The organism is Microscilla marina ATCC 23134, assembly GCF_000169175.1.
Taxonomy (GTDB): domain Bacteria; phylum Bacteroidota; class Bacteroidia; order Cytophagales; family Microscillaceae; genus Microscilla; species Microscilla marina.
Genome location: NZ_AAWS01000008.1, coordinates 194,908 through 211,202 on the forward strand (window position 1 = coordinate 194,908; position 16,295 = coordinate 211,202).

Genomic DNA, 16,295 nt, shown 5'->3' on the forward strand with positions numbered 1-16,295 from the left:
TGATTGATTACAACGATCCACTCTCTGCTTGTGAGTACCCTAAACAATATGATTCCCAATAGTTTACAAACCTTTCTTAAACAATTTGGCGAAAGCCAGCAAAAAGCCCTGTTTTTGACCGGGGCAGGCATTTCTGCTGAAAGTGGTATCCCTACCTTTAGAGGCAGCGAAGGCTACTGGACTATAGGGTCAAAAAACTATACCCCTATGGAGATTGCCACCAATTATATGTTTAGGCAGTTTCCCGAAAAAGTGTGGCGCTGGGCACTGCATTATTTCAATAATGCCCGCCACGCCCAACCCAACCCTGGGCATCAGGCATTGGCGACCTTAGAAAAACGGCTGGGCAGTCAACGCTTTACTTTGGTTACTCAAAATGTAGACGGACTGCACCTGCTGGCGGGTAATACGCCCCCAAATACTTACTGCATCCACGGTACGCTCTCGCATGTGCGTTGCGATGATTGTGGCGAAGTACACCCTTTTCCGCAAGATTTGGGGTATTATACCAAAAACGACATTATGCCCGACGAAGAATGGGATAAGCTGGCCTGCCCCGAATGCAGCGAGTTGATGCGTCCCCATGTTTTGTTTTTTGACGAATATTACAACGAAGCATATTATAAATATGAAAGTGCCCTGGAAGCAGCCTTCCATACTGACTTGCTAGTGGTGGTAGGCACTACTGGAGCTACCAACCTGCCCTTGCTAATTTTTGAAACAGTGCTCAAAGCAGGTAAACCAATCATTGCTATCAACCTTGATAACTCTACCTTTACCCAAACCATCGATATTTATCAACAAGGCTGGGTACTTAAAGGCAAAAGTGGCGAAATATTGCCTACCTTAGCGACGTTTTTTTAATCGGTCCATAGCCCCGACAAGGTTCTAGGTACACCCTCGCCGCACGGAGAGGCTAAAAGCCCCGAATGGAACAGGGTGTACCTAGCACCTAGAACCTTGTTGGTGCTACTAACTAAACATTATATGACAACAATTCCCGATCAACTGATTACCCATAATGGGAGTTTTCACGCCGACGAAGTTTTTGCAGTAGCAATCTTACAAAAACTCAAAGGCGCTCCCTTGCATATTACCCGTACCCGTCACCCCGACCTGCTCGGCAAGGTAGTCAAAAACTCCAACGTATTGGTAGTAGACGTAGGGCTCGTGTATGACCCTGCCCACAACAATTTTGACCATCACCAAGACCGCCACCTAAAAAGTGCGGCAGGTTTGGTGTGGGAACATTTTGGCTCGCAACTATGTGGTAACAATGTCGACGTAGCTTTGCTGGTACAAGAGTCGTTGATTGACTTGGTAGACCAGACAGATACCAACCAAAATAATATCTTAAAAACCATCGACGAACATTTGCCTGGTGGCACAGCAGGCACCGTATCAGGATTGATTGGGGCGTTTAACCGTGAACCTGACAACGATGACAAGCAAATGGAACAATTTGACAAGGCGGTGAAAATGGCCGCCACTTTTTTGGAAAACACCCTGTATGAAGCCGAAAAAATTGTAGCACAAAAACCCATTTGGGAAGCCCGTCAAATGCTTACCCCCCAGGTAGTTCGTCTGGAGCAACACTGCAAAGGTTGGAAACGCTGGGCAGCTTTAGAGCCCGGTATTAGGTTTTGCTTGATTCCGCGTGCCAGCAAAAACGAGTTGATAGAAGGGCAGCAATGGCAATTGACCACTATAGACGCTGAAGCCCACCCTTTGCCCACTTTAGAAACCATGCAAGCTGAGGTAAGCAATGCCAACGATATTGAGTTTGCCCATAAAGCACGTTTTTTGGCAGTATTTAACAATGAAGCCACCGCCCTTGAGGTAGTAAAGTTACTTTAGAGCTTGTATCCTATGAAACAACTACCCAAACTTCTGCCCGAAGAGGAACTGGTATGGTCGCCTATAGTAGCCAACAACCGCATGAACCGTGAACGTCAGGCAAGCGGGGTAAACAGCTATGAAAATGAAGTAGGCTTTTGTCCCAAAGACTGGCTACGTACGCTATTGGCCCACGAGTCTGAGGCTTGTTGGTTAGACGTATGTTGTGGCAAGGGCAACGCTTTGCTGCAAACTGCCCAGGCTTTGGCTTCGTCTCAAGGCCGTTTACACTTGCATGGGGTAGACCTGGTCGATTTTTTTGCCCCTATTCCTGAACAGGTGAATTGTATACGTTTTTTCATAGGCTCTATTACCCATTGGCAACCTCCGCTTCCGGCGTACCATCTCATTACTTGTATTCATGGCTTACATTATGTGGGTGATAAACTGGGGGCAATTGCCCGTTTGGGTAAAATACTGGCGCCTGGCGGCAAAATGGTGGCGAGCTTTGACCTGGCAAGCGTACAAGTAGGCAACGACGCCCAGGGAGAAACAGTGCTCGAATGGTTTCGACAAGCAGGCATTGAGTACGATGCACAAAAAAAACTCATTATTGCCCAGGCTCCTCTCCCCCATGTACCTTCGTTTGCTCACGCTTACCTGGGTGCCAACGATCGGGCAGGGAAAAACTACACCGGACAAGAGGCAGTCACTGCTTATTATGCTGAATAAGCTAAATTTGATAACTGCCAGAATTTAAGCCAAAATAAAACCCTCGTTCTTATACCAAAGGACGAGGGTTTTTAATGATGTTACTTACTAAGGAACATGTTCAAAATAAGTGTCGAGCTGGCATAGGCAATCTACATGGGTGGTTGCAGGAAGGATGAATAGGTGGCAAGGAAGAAGTGGATAGCATTGACTACTTAGGCAGAAAGCAAAATTTTCTTTTCAGAAAAAACAGCATTCAACAACCAGTCTTTAGACTTGTCCCTGTCAGAGAACAAACCCGCGTGAAACGAAGGGTTGGTTTGGTGAATGGGTTCTACCTCGTGTAGCAACAATTGACAAAACAACTGATCGGCCATTACTACAGCAATGATGTTGCTGTTGTCGTCGTTGCCTGGCTGAAACCACGACTTTTGTAACCAGGTTTCAGGCGGTGTATATACCGACACCTGACTACGGTCGAGTTGCCAGAGGTTAATCCGGTGTTTTTGTGCATACTCAAGGGCTTTTTGCCAAAGCACCTCATTTTCTTTTTTGCTGGCAGGACGACTCCAGCTAACGCCCATAAAGTGTTGCCCACCCAAACGATGATGCACCACCCTGGCGTAGGTAGTATCAAGAACTTTAATTGATATTGACATGTGTTTTAAAAAAGCTTTGTGAATTAGAATTGGCGGCACTTATTTGCGCAATCGCCGCCTTATAATTCCTAAAGTTAACAAACTCTGGTAATATACTAAAAACCAATCTGTAATATTTAGGCCGAAAACCCAAAAGTACTGCAAGAATATGACCACAATAAACCAAAAAATAATTTAAAGCCTGAGCGTGGTCTATGTTCACCTTGCGGTAAGTATTGTTTGGCTCAAATTGAAAGATAAACCTACCTTGTAGGTTTATTAATATCTGTACACAAAAAAATATAAGTAGAATCAAGTATCGATTGTTTGTATATGTACCAACGATTTACTTTTTTGTGACGAAATTATAAGAACCCTTTGTATTTTTTGCAGATATGAATGATCAGAAAAATATTAAAAATTATTGGAAAACTAACCTGCGTTACCTTCTCGTATTGCTCTCTATATGGTTTGTCGTATCTTACGGCTTTGGCATACTGCTCGTAAACCCACTCAACACCATCAAATTGGGGGGCTTTAAGCTGGGCTTTTGGTTTGCTCAACAAGGCTCCATTTTTACTTTTGTTATCCTCATTTTTGTATATGTAAGGCTCATGAACAAGCTGGACAAAAAGTACGAAGTAGATGAAGAGTAGAGCTGATATTGAATAATATTGTGCTGGCCGTTGACAAACAGTCATAAACCAACCACTGTAGAATCCTGTCTTCAACATTATATAAACATAAAAGCTCGTAGAGTAGCCTTTAACTTGCAGCTTGTCGCTTAAAGCTTGAGGCTATAATAGCTACACTAACCACTAACCAACATGAGCGTACAAACCTGGACGTATATTATAGTAGGGGCAACTTTTGCCTTGTATATCTTTATTGCCATCTGGTCGCGTGCCGGATCTACCCGCGAGTTTTATGTAGCAGGCGGCGGGGTGCCACCGCTTGCCAATGGAATGGCCACTGCAGCTGACTGGATGTCGGCAGCTTCGTTTATTTCTATGGCGGGGCTCATTTCTTTTATGGGCTACGACGGGGCTGTTTATCTGATGGGCTGGACAGGAGGCTATGTATTGCTTGCCTTGTTGTTGGCGCCCTATCTGCGTAAGTTTGGTAAGTTTACCGTGCCCGATTTTATCGGCGATCGCTATTACTCCGATGTAGCACGCACGGTGGCCGTTATTTGTGCCTTGTTTGTTTCTTTTACCTATGTAGCAGGGCAAATGCGGGGCGTAGGTGTGGTGTTTTCCCGTTTTCTCGAAGTGCCCATCACCTGGGGAATTATTATAGGCATGGGCATTGTGTTTTTTTACGCTGTATTGGGCGGCATGAAGGGCATCACCTACACCCAGGTAGCCCAATATTGTGTCTTGATCTTTGCTTTTATGGTGCCTGCCATTTTTATTTCCATTCAGCTTACTGGCAACCCTATACCTCAATTAGGTTTTGGGGGCACTGTAGAAGGAGGTAAAACATTGCTTGAAAAACTGGATGGCTTGCACAAAGAACTAGGGTTCAACGCCTATACCAATGGATCGAAAAGCATGATCGATGTGTTTTTTATCACTGCTGCCCTCATGGTAGGTACCGCAGGTTTGCCCCACGTTATTGTACGTTTTTTTACGGTACCCAGAGTAAAAGATGCCCGTTTATCGGCAGGCTATGCCTTGGTCTTTATTGCCATTTTGTACACTACCGCCCCCGCCATTGCCGCCTTTGCCCGCACCAACCTGATTACTACCATTCAGGATAAAAAGGCCTATGTGGCTATGCCCGAATGGTTTAAAAAATGGGAGGCTACCGGACTCATTGCCTGGGTAGATAAAAACAAGGATGGGCAAGTGCAGTATTTTCCAGGAAAACCCTTTGTGGGCAAGCCGACCTTTAAGGAAAGCAAAGGAACCTCAGGCGAACGAGTGGTGACCAACCAACTCAATAGCAACAAAAATGAGCTCTACATAGACCGTGACATTATAGTGCTTGCCAATCCCGAAATTGCCCAGCTGCCCAATTGGGTCATTGCCCTGGTAGCCGCCGGGGGGCTTGCCGCAGCCTTGTCTACCGCAGCTGGTTTGTTGCTCGTGATTTCTACCTCGGTGTCGCACGACTTGATCAAAAAACAACTCAACCCAAACATCTCCGACAGGGGCGAATTGTTGTACGCCCGTTTGTCGGCAGCTGTGGCTGTAGTCATTGCCGGGTTGTTTGGCATTTACCCCCCAGGGTTTGTCGCACAAGTAGTGGCTTTTGCCTTTGGTTTGGCGGCAGCCTCGTTTTTTCCGGCAATTGTATTGGGTATTTTTGACAAACGCATGAACCGTGAAGGTGCCATTGCCGGAATGATCACTGGCTTACTCTTTACCATTGCTTACATTGTGTACTTCAAGTTTTTGGGAGGCACCAAGGCTGGTTGGTGGTGGGGCATTTCGCCAGAAGGCATAGGCACCTTGGGAATGTTCATCAATACCCTGGTAGCTTTGGTTGTATCACGCAATACTGCTACTCCACCACAACAAGTACAAGAAATGGTAGAAAGCATTCGCTACCCAAGGGGCGCAGGCGAAGCGCAGGACCATTGATTTAGTAAATTAAGAATTTTCAATTACGAATTAAGTTCACTACGTCCAGTTACAATGGACCATCGACCTAAGGAATTGTTCAAAAATAAATTTACACTCTGAGAGGTGATTTTTCGCCTTGATACTTCGTTATTTTTAGCCGTTGGCAGAGCTCGGCACAGCGTAGCTGTAGCCATCGGTTTTTGCCCGTAGCGCTGCTATGGGCGCAAAAAATAGCCTCGTCTCAAAACAAAACCTCTACCTCAAGAATAGCAATTTAATTGCTCACCATTCCTAAGGAACCGCATGTGGTGAGCTATTGTAAAACACGAAAAAAACTTTAAAAAATGACAAATAAAATCAACACATTGGGTGGTTATATCCACGAATATCAAAAAAGCGTATCTAACCCCGAAGCTTTTTGGGCTTCGGTTGCCGAGAACTTTCATTGGCGCAAAAAATGGGATAAAGTGCTTGACTGGAATTTTGAAGAGCCTACAATAGAATGGTTTGTTAACGGGAAATTAAACATTACCGAAAACATTTTTGAGCGCCAACTCTTTACCCACGGCGACAAAGCGGCTATTATCTGGGAACCCAACAACCCCGACGAAGCAAGCATTACCCTTACCTACCGGGAACTGTTTGAGAAAGTATGCCAATTTTCGAATGGACTTTTGAAGCAAGGAGTAAAAAAAGGCGACCGTGTGGTGATATACATGCCTATGGTGCCCGAAGCTGCCATTGCTATGCTTGCCTGTGCCCGTATTGGAGCCATTCATTCGGTCGTATTTGCTGGGTTTTCGTCCAACGCCCTTGCCGACCGCATCAACGATGCCCAAGCCACCACTGTGCTTACTGCTGATGGAGGCTACCGGGGCACAAAGGTGTTGGAAATAAAGAAAATAGTAGATGAAGCCCTAGAAAACACCCCAAGCATAGAGCGCAGCGTTGTGCTCAAGCGCACGGGCAGTGAGGTAACCATGAAGCCAAACAGAGACATCTGGTGGAGCGATGTGATAGCAGGGGAAACCTTGGAAAACAAAGCCGAAGAAATGGACAGCGAAGACATGCTCTTCATTTTGTATACATCGGGCTCTACGGGCAAACCCAAAGGAGTAGTGCATACCACGGGCGGCTACATGGTATATACAGCTTATTCGTTTAAGAATGTTTTTCAATACAACGCAGGCGATGTTTACTGGTGTACGGCGGACATTGGCTGGATCACGGGGCACTCTTACATTGTGTATGGTCCTTTGTTGGCAGGAGCCACCAGTGTCATGTTTGAGGGAGTACCTACCTTTCCTGACGCGGGGCGTTTTTGGGAAATAGTAGACAAACACCAGGTGAACCAGTTTTATACTGCCCCTACTGCCATTCGTGCTTTGCAGGCCAAAGGGCTAGAGTATGTAGAGAAACACGACCTGAGTTCGCTCAAAGTATTGGGTAGTGTGGGAGAACCCATCAACGAAGAAGCGTGGCACTGGTACCACGACCACATTGGTAAAGATCGTTGCCCAATCGTAGACACTTGGTGGCAAACCGAAACCGGAGGTATTTTAATCTCTCCCTTGCCCGGCATTACTCCTACCAAACCTACCTATGCCACCCTGCCCTTGCCCGGAATTCAGCCTATATTGGTAGACAATGAGGGCAATGAATTAAAAGGCAACAGTGTAGAAGGCAACTTATGCGTGAAGTTTCCCTGGCCATCGATGTTGCGTACTACTTATGGCGATCACGAACGTTGCCGTCAAACCTATTTTTCTACTTATAAAGGTTTGTATTTTACCGGAGACGGATGCAAGCGCGACGAAGATGGTTATTACCGTATTTTGGGACGGGTAGACGATGTAATCAATGTATCGGGGCACCGTTTGGGTACTGCCGAAATAGAGAATGCCATCAACGAACACCCATTGGTAAACGAATCGGCGGTGGTAGGCTACCCCCACGAAATCAAAGGGCAGGGCATTTATGCGTACATTGTATGTGAGGCCGATGCTGCCAACCACGACGAAGAACAGATCAAGCGGAGCATTATCAGCACGATCAACAAGATTATTGGACCCATTGCCAAACCTGATAAGATTTTGGTAGTACCTGGTTTGCCCAAAACCCGTTCGGGTAAGATTATGCGTAGAATCTTGCGCAAAATTGCCGAAAACAACGCTTCTAACCTGGGCGATATTAGTACGTTGCTCAACCCCGAAGTGGTGGCGTCTATTATGGACAAAGCTGGAGTTGCGGTAGAGAGTTAAATGATTAACCTGGTTTCCCTTATTGTAATAATATGGTTTTATGGTTTACTGTAGGTAAATTGTAAAACCATTTTTGTTAGAAAGAAGGTGAGCATCTGATGCGCCGCAGGATAGCCCTATAATTGAATTCCCAGCATCACAATATCATCGCGTTGGTCTGCTTCTTCTTGATATTTGATCTTTGCCTCTAACAACCTTTTGCGTTGTATGTTTAATGGCTTGTGCATAATTTCCTGTAGTAGGGTAAATAGCCGTTTAGTACCAAAAGATTTACGTTTGTTATTAGACGTATCTACAAACCCATCGCTACTCAAATAAATAATATCTTTATGTTGGAGCTGTACGGTATGGTTTTTAAATTCTTGAGTTGTTTGTTCAGGTCTATACCCACCTATAGAAACCCGATTTCTTTTGATTTGATATAAGTTATTTTGTTTTGTATAAAACAAGGGACGTTTGGCATTACTATACACTAACTCTATGTTGTTGGAGTTGTCCATATATTGCACTCTACACAAGCATATATCCATACCATCTTGATTGTTCGACTCTTGTTGTTGTAAACCTTTATAAATACCTTCATGCATTTTGGCAATAATTCTTTTAGGATCAATTACCTTCTTCTCATTGACTATTTCATTCAATAGCCGACTACCAATCATGCTCATAAAAGCCCCTGGCACTCCGTGTCCGGTACAATCTACAGCGGCAACAAAACTATATACTTCAAAAGAGGGAATACCATTGACTATGATCCGTTTTTTGACTTGGCTCAACCAGTAAAAATCACCAGAAACAATATCTTTGGGTTCATAAATAACAAAGTGATCAGCAAACACCTTATCCAAACTTTTGGAGCTAGGTAAAATGGCGGCTTGGATTTTTTGAGCATAATGAATACTCTCAAAAATTTCTTGGTTTTTCCTGGCAATGCTTTTTTGTTTACTTTCTATAACTCTCAGCTTCATACGTAGCTCTAACTGGGCAATTGCTTGCGAGGCAAGCGTTTTCAGAGCAGTTTTTTGGGCTTCAGTCAAATCACGAGGGCGTTTGTCTATCACACATAGTGTCCCCAAACTAAAACCGTCAGGGGTAGTAAGGGGCATTCCAGCGTAAAATCGTATATCAGGGTGCCCAGTGACCAGCGGATTGTCATGAAAGCGCTCATCTTTGGTGGCATCTTCTACAATAAACAATTCAGGCCTATGGATGGCGTGCGCGCAAAAAGCCAACTCGCGTGGCGTTTCTCTAGCCTCCAGCCCTACCTTGGCTTTGAACCATTGTTTGTTTTCAGCTACTAAAGACATCAGCGAAATGGGGGTGCTACAAATGTAAGAGGCGAGTTGTATCAGTTCGTCAAACGCTTGCTCAAAGTCAGTATCTAATATATTATACCTGTATAAGGCCTGTAAACGTTCTTTCTCATTGATGGTAATCGGAGCAATTTTCATTATGTTCGTTTTTTTAGCTGAACATAAATAAGTAATTGTTGCAGGCATGCACAAACATACAAGTGGACATAAAGTGTTCTTATATAAAAAATACAATTGAAATCCTTAATTGATTAATCATTTGGGTATCAACATTCTCATCTATAAGTGTACAATTAGCACATAAACAAAAGCTCCTCGCTTACAATGTAGGCGGGGAGCTTTTGTTTAAATTGTTCAGGCAATTGTTAGGTAGGTACATTCAGTAATTTTGCCAACTGATTGACTGAGCCTACTTGGTGTACCTTGGTTAGGTTAAAGATATAATATTTATCTCTGCGTAAGCGCTCAAGGTCTATTTTTTTAAACTCCTGAGGGCTAAACAAAGCCACCTTATTGTTGGGCAATACTACTACCAACTGGTTGTTGTGCTTGGGCTGAAACCAAAACAAGTTTAAGCTGTTAGCATCAAACTTCACTACTCCTGTCCCCTTATCGCCTGTCACCAAATACAGCCTTGAATAAATACCATCCGTTTTATTGAGCGTCACATCTGCTTGACAAATCACCACATCACGTCCTGTCATTTTCAATATACGGTCTACATTATAGTAGCCAAAGTTGCTTACCTTAAATTTATGAAAGAGTTGGGCTTCACGTTTTGCCAATTGCCTGTCTTTTTCTTCGATTTTTCTTCTTGCCTCCTCTTGCTTTTCTCGCTCCTTCTCTACTGCCGCAAGCTCTTGGTTATACATCTTTTTAAACGCTTCCAGTTTATTTTCTACCTTGGTGTTGGCCACCATTGTATTGGGGGCAAGGGCTGGGCGATACATTTTAACAATCGTAAAAAACTTGCGCAGCTGATTTCTTATTGGCCGCTTGATCTTCTTCTTTTCCATCACATCACTCGAATAGCGTTTCATCATCAAATACCGATTCATTTGCAATTTATACATCTCTTCGTAGTGCGGGCCAATGTTTGATAAATCAAGCGCGTAGGTTTCTTTTAGAGGCTTATTACGATTCCATATTTTCATTGTCTGGTCTTTTGAGAAAGTCACAATTTTTTGCTGATCTGGCGAAAATACTGCTCCATTCAAACCTTGGCTATGTCCACGCAATGTATGCAAAAGCTTGCCTTCTTTGCTCCAAAGCTTCGCTGTTCCGTAGTCGTCAGCAGTCAAAATCATTTGATCATCTGCCGAAAATATAGCGGAGTTTACCCAGGTTTTCGACACCTTCAGAATTTTCATTAGTTGCCCGTTTACATTCCAAACCTTGGCAGTACCATCGTTTGAGGCCGTCAATACCCGTTGCCCATCGTGCGAAAACGTCGCCATCTTTACCGCAGCCTCTTTGTGCTTCAACACATTCATTAACATGGTATTGTGGTAAGATTTTTCGTAAAACCACAACTGCGCCCCGTTTCTTGGGCTTGAAGTAAGCAAATGACGATTATCGGCAGAGAAATACGCGGTATTGTATTCTCCCTTGAGCTGATGCAAAAACTTGCCTCTGCTTGTCCATATTTTCAACGAATAATCGCGGTCAGAAATGGTAGCAATATATTCACCATTGGGCGAAAAGCTGGCAAACTTAAAATAATCGTGGAACTTTCTTACCAACTTGCCCTGGAGTGTCCAAAGAACCGATTGCTCCTCGGCATTGGTGGTCAATATATGTTGGTCATTATCAGATATCACCGCCATATTGAGGTCATTTTTGGTAGGCAAGGCAGTCAATAACTCACCCTTACTCGACCAAAGCTTCACCGCTCTGCGTTGGGTGGTCAGTATATGCTTGCCCGATTTTGACATTTGGGTAGCAATGGTTTGGTCAAACTGCCTGATTAACTGCCCCTCACTGGTATATAAGCTTGCCTTGCCAAGTTGGTCATACGCCAACATTCTTTGCCCATCGGCCGAATACTTTATATCCGTTGCCTCACCAACAGCAAGCGTCTTAAAGCCAAATGGCAACTTGTGTAAAGTTACTTTGTGCCAAGGCTCATTGAGCACCCACTTGTTGGAGATATACTTAGGATCATTTTTTAGCAAATTATCGGCGTGTGCCCATTTTACCGGGACAAAAGTCCTCAATTCGGGCTCGAAGTCAAGGGCATATTTCAACTCAAAATAATCGGGGCTTACTTTTTTCTGGACGGTTGCCTCCTTAGCCAACGAAGGTTTGACGGGTCCTTTTCGTAACCCTGTTTTCCCTCTGGGCTCGTCGCTTTTGTCATTTTGTTTGTCAAATGCTTGTGCTTGCGACGCGGCATTTTGTTGGGTAGAATCGTTGGTTATAGACGCTGTTACTCCTGCACCTATGAGTTGCCAATTGGGTGCAGGAGTTTGCTGAAACACCGACAATGAAGGTAATATTTGCGCCTGGGCAACCCTACGCTGAGGACGTGGGACCCCTTCGTCTAAAAAGTAGTGATTAAAACGCTTGTCTGGGTTATAAGAAATCAGATTTACTTCTACATTTTTGTTATCGGCAATGAATACTGGGCGACCGTTTTGGCTACCCCGCAACTCAAACATTCCTCCCGACTCGAAGTGGTGACGTACCCCGGCACTGTCGTAATGCATAGGCAAACCACTGGCTATAATGTCAGCGGCATTGTGAAACTCACGGTACTTAATTTCTACTTTTCCTTTGACGGGTTCCCCCAACTTGTTTACAAAAGCATCTGCAGGTACACGAATGTTCGATCCGTTCTTTAGTTTAAACACTTTGGCTTCACCGGTGTTCATCTCCCATTTGGTATACCCTACATCTATTCTTTTATTGTCAAAAGGCGACGTAATCGAAGACTTGAACGAAGATAGGGAATAGTCGCTGGCAGCGTTTTGTAGTTTGCCTGTAGCATCAAACAACATAAAATAAACTGCCACTAGCAACAATACCACCGCAGCTATTCTGCCAAGGGTGTATTTATTAAAAGTAAGCAGGCGCATTTTTTTATCTGAATAAGATGTTGGGTTGGCAGGGCTTATTTGTTCGTCTTTCATAAACTGATGAAAGTCTGCCACCCGCATTTGGCAAGAGGCACACGCTGCTACATGCGCACGCATGGCTTTGGGCAATGTATTGGTTTTGTCAAGCATTTTAGCCTCTACATATAAACTGATGCCTGAATCGTTTAAGTGTCCTTCTGTTTTTTGTTCTTGATTTTTCATTAAGATGAGATATTGTTGAATATTTTCGAAATAATTTCCACCTACGGATGGGTTTCAAACATCTTTATTAATTTTGTGTTTGTTGTTTTGTACACGATCAAGTCGACTTGTGTTTATATACTATAGTTGCTTGTAAAAACAGAGCAAAAAAGACAAAGGAAATTCAAATTAAATTTGTATCTTCTTGATTATAAATAATTTATAAAGTGCTTTTTGTATAAAAAAACAATCTTTTTTGCTCAATAACTGTTTTTATTGAAAAACTTCTGATACTATGGAGGGTTTTTTGATAATTGTTAGTATGGTATATATATCAAATCACGAAGCATTGTGCTGATGCCTGAACCTGTAAAAGATATTGATCTTGCCGAAAAAGTGGCAATCCTAAAAACGGTCAAAGTATTTGCTGAAACCGACCAGGATGTATTGGTGAATATTGCCAAAGTATTGACCGAAGAACATCACCCCAAGGACTCCCTCATTATCAAAAAAGGAGATCCTGGCGAGTCTATGTACATCATAGTAGATGGCGCTGTACGGGTACACGATGGAGGTTATACCTTTGTGGTGCTGCGTAACCGAAATGTATTTGGCGAATACGCCTTGCTCGACACCAAACCCCGGTCGGCAGACGTAACCACCCTTAGGCGTACCCGCCTGTGGAAACTTAACCAAGACGTTTTTTACAAGGTGATGATGAACCATATTCAGATTATGCGGGGCATTTTGCGGGTATTGATCAGGCGCTCGCGCAATCACAATGTACTGGAAGAAGAACTCGTACAACAAAAGAAAAGCATAGAAGCTCAAAACGAAGAAATTACTACCATCAATAGTTCGCTGGAGCTCAAAAATGCCATTATTGAAGAAAAAAACTACCAAATACAGGACAGTATTCTCTATGCCAAGCACATTCAAACAGCCATGGTACCTACCCTGGAAGATGTAAAAAGTGCTTTACCCAACTCATTTATTTTTTGGCAACCCAAAGACATTGTCAGTGGCGATTTTTATTGGTACGCCAAAACTGTTCCCCGCCCCATTTATGAAGAAACCCAAACGTTTGAAGGCATACAAAAAATTTTTAAGGGATTTGACACCGAAAAGGTGATTATTACTGCAGTAGACTGTACCGGGCACGGGGTGCCGGGGGCTTTTATGTCTATGCTGGGAGCCAATGCGCTTAACCGTATTGTAGAACTGGAAGGGATCACAGAGCCTGACCTGGTTTTACACCATTTGCATAAAAGTGTTCAAAACGCGCTTCGCCAAAGAACCTCCGAAAACCGGGACGGCATGGACATGGCATTGTGTGTAATAGACAAAGAACAAAGAACAGTCGCTTTTTCCGGAGCAAAAAGTCCCCTGTTTTATATACAAAACAATGAGTTGCACCAGATCAAAGGAGGCATGATGCCTATAGGTGGACACCACTGGGAAGACCACGAAAGAATGTTTGCTAAACACACCATCAAGGTAGACCAACCCACGGTGTTTTATATCTTTTCGGATGGCTACCGCGATCAATTTGGTGGCCCCAGAGAAAAAAAGTTTATGCTTAAACAGTTCAAGGAGTTGTTGCTAGAAATACACTTGCTTCCTTTTGACGAACAACACGATATATTAGAAAAGAAATTGAACGATTGGAGGGGCTACATTCCGCAAACTGACGATGTGATTGTAATAGGATTTAAGATAGACTAAAGATGTCACAGGATGTCATAAATCTTAAGTAAGTAAAACGTAAAAAATACAGCATTTCAATACAACAAAATATTTTGTAGGTGGGCAATGAAAAAAATCTTTGCATAGACAAAGTTAGCTACAGTTTTATTTCTATTTTTGTTTTTAAGTAATCATATAACCCTCTGTATAATAATACAATAGCTTTAAGTAAAAAAAAGATAAATGGATAAATTAAGGTCTTGGTTGGTAGCTTTTATGGCAGTAGTCATGCTCATTGGATTTGTATGGCGCATCAATGTTCCCGATTATTATAAGCTGGAGCTGCACTATCAGCAAGTCAATTTTTTGACCAACAATGCCCTGATACAAACCCGTGGAGTGGCCATTGGCAGGGTAGAATCGGTGCAACTGACCGACTCGTTGGTAAAAGTAACTGTTGATATCAACCAGGATGTGAACATTCCCCGTGGTTCACAGTTCATTATCAAACCCAAAGGTTTGGTGGGCAAAAGTATGATTGAGGTAAAGTTTGCCAAAGACAAAAAGGATTACTACAAACCTGAAGAGGCCATTGTAGGCATTACCGAAAACGCCCACCAGTTTAATCCTGCGCAACTCGAAAAGTATCTTTTCAAGGGTTTTAAAGGCATCATAGGGCGCGACGACTCGTTGTTAAAACAAATGAAATTGATGAACCAACGCCTGGAACAACTCAAAAAATAACCCATGCATAACAAATTATACCAATGCCTTGCGCTCTTGGCCTTGCTGTGCCTCAGTATGGCTTGCAAGCCCACCAGCGCCCAAGGCAAATGGATACCTCAAGACAAACAACAGTTTTTGGAATTTTGTAAAGAGTCGCGGAAAAACAAAAATATTCAGCTTTCTGGCCAACAAATTGACCGGGTGTGCCATTGTGCGCTTAAGCAAGCCATTAAAAGCTATGAGTCGTTTGAAGCAGCCAATGCCGATTCAATACGCCAAATAGGAACCACTTGCGTAGACGAGATAAACAAAATGCCCTGATACGCCATGAAGTATATTCCGGTAAGAGACATCAATGCCACCCAAAAGTCCGCCGATTTTCAAGAAGACTTTAGCATTAGAAGTACCTATGAGCTACCCACCACAGGCAAAACCCTGAGCCAACCTCTTCACCGACACGATTTTTTTTATATGCTTGCCTTGGACAAGGGCAGTGGAACCCACGAGATAGATTTTGTACCTTATGAAGTTTGTGACCACTCAGTTGTGTTCATGCGCCCGGGACAAGTACACCAACACCAGCTTAAGGCAGACAGGACTGGCTACTTAATCGCTTTTAAGCCCGATTTTTACTACCCTACCGATTCCACTCTTTATCAACTGTTACGCAAAGCAAGCAGCGTTCATTTTTATCAGTTAGACACCCAAAGGTTCGCCAAATTATGGGCAACGATGGCATCTATGCTACATGAATATACCCACAAACAAGTGGGATATCGTGAGGTAATCAAAGCTCATTTGAGCATTCTTTTTACTGAATTGATCCGTCAAAATGCCCAAAGGCTTGATGTTCCTTTATACCAACAAGAGAAGCTAGACGAGTTTTTACTGCTTATAGAAACCCACTTTGCTACCCACAAAAGCCCGGCACAATATGCCCAACTCATGCATTTATCTACGTATCAACTCAATGCCATCACCAAAGCGACGTTGGGCAAAACTTGTTCGAAGGTGATCAGTGAGTATATTATTTTAGAAGCCAAAAGACACTTGCTTGCTACTACCCACCAGGTAAACCAAATAGCCTATCATTTGGGCTATGAAGATGTTTCTTATTTTATCCGGTTTTTCAGAAAACACACCGGGCATTCGCCCAAAGCTTTTAGGCATAAGTAACGGCACAGAAAAACACACCCACGATGAAGCACCACACTACCATCAGCTCATAATTAGACCTCAGTCTTATCAAACTACGTTTTTGTCCTATCTTACTTGT

13 protein-coding genes are annotated in these 16,295 nt (G+C 43.4%); 10 read left to right on the forward strand and 3 right to left on the reverse strand.

Going from position 1 to position 16,295, the window contains the following annotated elements:
• The first annotated feature begins 48 nt into the window (after positions 1 to 48).
• From M23134_RS09175 to M23134_RS09185, 3 genes are all read left to right on the forward strand, one after another.
• Positions 49 to 864, forward strand: coding sequence for an SIR2 family NAD-dependent protein deacylase (locus M23134_RS09175; protein ID WP_002695725.1), 816 nt, complete (start codon positions 49 to 51; stop codon positions 862 to 864).
• A 123-nt stretch (positions 865 to 987) separates the two neighbouring features.
• Complete coding sequence (locus tag M23134_RS09180) at positions 988 to 1,857, forward strand: MYG1 family protein (protein WP_002695726.1); 870 nt, start codon at positions 988 to 990, stop codon at positions 1,855 to 1,857.
• 12 nt (positions 1,858 to 1,869) lie between these two features.
• Complete coding sequence (locus M23134_RS09185; protein WP_002695731.1) at positions 1,870 to 2,568, forward strand: class I SAM-dependent methyltransferase; 699 nt, start codon at positions 1,870 to 1,872, stop codon at positions 2,566 to 2,568.
• A gap of 194 nt (positions 2,569 to 2,762) precedes the next feature.
• Here the strand turns inward: M23134_RS09185 and M23134_RS09190 are convergent, their stop codons facing one another.
• Entirely contained in the window at positions 2,763 to 3,206 is a 444-nt protein-coding gene (locus M23134_RS09190) for a hypothetical protein (RefSeq protein ID WP_002695733.1), read from the reverse strand.
• A gap of 374 nt (positions 3,207 to 3,580) precedes the next feature.
• On the opposite strand from M23134_RS09190, the gene M23134_RS09200 reads away from it, so the two are divergent.
• The 3 genes from M23134_RS09200 (at position 3,581) to acs (ending at position 8,016) form a co-directional block, all read left to right on the forward strand.
• Positions 3,581 to 3,841 carry a DUF4212 domain-containing protein gene (locus tag M23134_RS09200; protein ID WP_002695735.1) on the forward strand — a complete coding sequence of 87 codons (261 nt, stop codon included), beginning with the start codon at positions 3,581 to 3,583 and terminating at the stop codon, positions 3,839 to 3,841.
• 171 nt (positions 3,842 to 4,012) lie between these two features.
• Positions 4,013 to 5,773, forward strand: a complete 1,761-nt coding sequence (locus tag M23134_RS09205) for a sodium:solute symporter family protein (protein ID WP_002695736.1) — start codon at positions 4,013 to 4,015, stop codon at positions 5,771 to 5,773.
• Between the two features lie 326 nt (positions 5,774 to 6,099).
• Positions 6,100 to 8,016 carry an acetate--CoA ligase gene (acs, locus tag M23134_RS09210; protein WP_002695737.1) on the forward strand — a complete coding sequence of 639 codons (1,917 nt, stop codon included), beginning with the start codon at positions 6,100 to 6,102 and terminating at the stop codon, positions 8,014 to 8,016.
• 116 nt (positions 8,017 to 8,132) lie between these two features.
• On the opposite strand, the gene M23134_RS37775 is transcribed toward acs, so the two are convergent.
• Positions 8,133 to 9,467 (reverse strand): PP2C family protein-serine/threonine phosphatase, encoded by a 1,335-nt coding sequence (locus M23134_RS37775; RefSeq protein ID WP_002695739.1) that lies wholly within the window; start codon positions 9,465 to 9,467, stop codon positions 8,133 to 8,135.
• Positions 9,468 to 9,694: 227 nt separating this feature from the next.
• Complete coding sequence (locus M23134_RS09220; protein WP_002695741.1) at positions 9,695 to 12,628, reverse strand: WD40 repeat domain-containing protein; 2,934 nt, start codon at positions 12,626 to 12,628, stop codon at positions 9,695 to 9,697.
• Between the two features lie 336 nt (positions 12,629 to 12,964).
• Here M23134_RS09220 and M23134_RS09225 point away from each other — a divergent pair, with 336 nt between their 5' ends.
• The 4 genes from M23134_RS09225 to M23134_RS09240 all read left to right on the forward strand — a co-directional run bounded on the left by M23134_RS09225 (position 12,965) and on the right by M23134_RS09240 (position 16,195).
• Entirely contained in the window at positions 12,965 to 14,332 is a 1,368-nt protein-coding gene (locus tag M23134_RS09225; protein ID WP_002695743.1) for a PP2C family protein-serine/threonine phosphatase, read from the forward strand.
• A gap of 204 nt (positions 14,333 to 14,536) precedes the next feature.
• A complete protein-coding gene (locus tag M23134_RS09230; RefSeq protein ID WP_002695744.1) occupies positions 14,537 to 15,037 on the forward strand; it encodes an MlaD family protein in 501 nt (166 codons plus the stop codon).
• Positions 15,038 to 15,040: 3 nt separating this feature from the next.
• On the forward strand, positions 15,041 to 15,340 hold the full coding sequence (locus M23134_RS09235) for a hypothetical protein (RefSeq protein ID WP_045113269.1): 300 nt from the start codon (positions 15,041 to 15,043) through the stop codon (positions 15,338 to 15,340).
• Between the two features lie 6 nt (positions 15,341 to 15,346).
• Positions 15,347 to 16,195 (forward strand): helix-turn-helix domain-containing protein, encoded by an 849-nt coding sequence (locus tag M23134_RS09240; RefSeq protein WP_002695748.1) that lies wholly within the window; start codon positions 15,347 to 15,349, stop codon positions 16,193 to 16,195.
• Positions 16,196 to 16,295: the final 100 nt, after the last annotated feature.

What these genes read in the sequence shown, in the direction of transcription:
- M23134_RS09175 (WP_002695725.1), top strand. Translation starts at nt 49, where the DNA reads ATGATTCCCAATAGTTTACAAACCTTTCTTAAACAATTTGGCGAAAGC.
- M23134_RS09180 (WP_002695726.1), top strand. Translation starts at nt 988, where the DNA reads ATGACAACAATTCCCGATCAACTGATTACCCATAATGGGAGTTTTCAC.
- M23134_RS09185 (WP_002695731.1), top strand. Translation starts at nt 1,870, where the DNA reads ATGAAACAACTACCCAAACTTCTGCCCGAAGAGGAACTGGTATGGTCG.
- M23134_RS09190 (WP_002695733.1), bottom strand. Translation starts at nt 3,206, where the DNA reads ATGTCAATATCAATTAAAGTTCTTGATACTACCTACGCCAGGGTGGTG.
- M23134_RS09200 (WP_002695735.1), top strand. Translation starts at nt 3,581, where the DNA reads ATGAATGATCAGAAAAATATTAAAAATTATTGGAAAACTAACCTGCGT.
- M23134_RS09205 (WP_002695736.1), top strand. Translation starts at nt 4,013, where the DNA reads ATGAGCGTACAAACCTGGACGTATATTATAGTAGGGGCAACTTTTGCC.
- acs (WP_002695737.1), top strand. Translation starts at nt 6,100, where the DNA reads ATGACAAATAAAATCAACACATTGGGTGGTTATATCCACGAATATCAA.
- M23134_RS37775 (WP_002695739.1), bottom strand. Translation starts at nt 9,467, where the DNA reads ATGAAAATTGCTCCGATTACCATCAATGAGAAAGAACGTTTACAGGCC.
- M23134_RS09220 (WP_002695741.1), bottom strand. Translation starts at nt 12,628, where the DNA reads ATGAAAAATCAAGAACAAAAAACAGAAGGACACTTAAACGATTCAGGC.
- M23134_RS09225 (WP_002695743.1), top strand. Translation starts at nt 12,965, where the DNA reads ATGCCTGAACCTGTAAAAGATATTGATCTTGCCGAAAAAGTGGCAATC.
- M23134_RS09230 (WP_002695744.1), top strand. Translation starts at nt 14,537, where the DNA reads ATGGATAAATTAAGGTCTTGGTTGGTAGCTTTTATGGCAGTAGTCATG.
- M23134_RS09235 (WP_045113269.1), top strand. Translation starts at nt 15,041, where the DNA reads ATGCATAACAAATTATACCAATGCCTTGCGCTCTTGGCCTTGCTGTGC.
- M23134_RS09240 (WP_002695748.1), top strand. Translation starts at nt 15,347, where the DNA reads ATGAAGTATATTCCGGTAAGAGACATCAATGCCACCCAAAAGTCCGCC.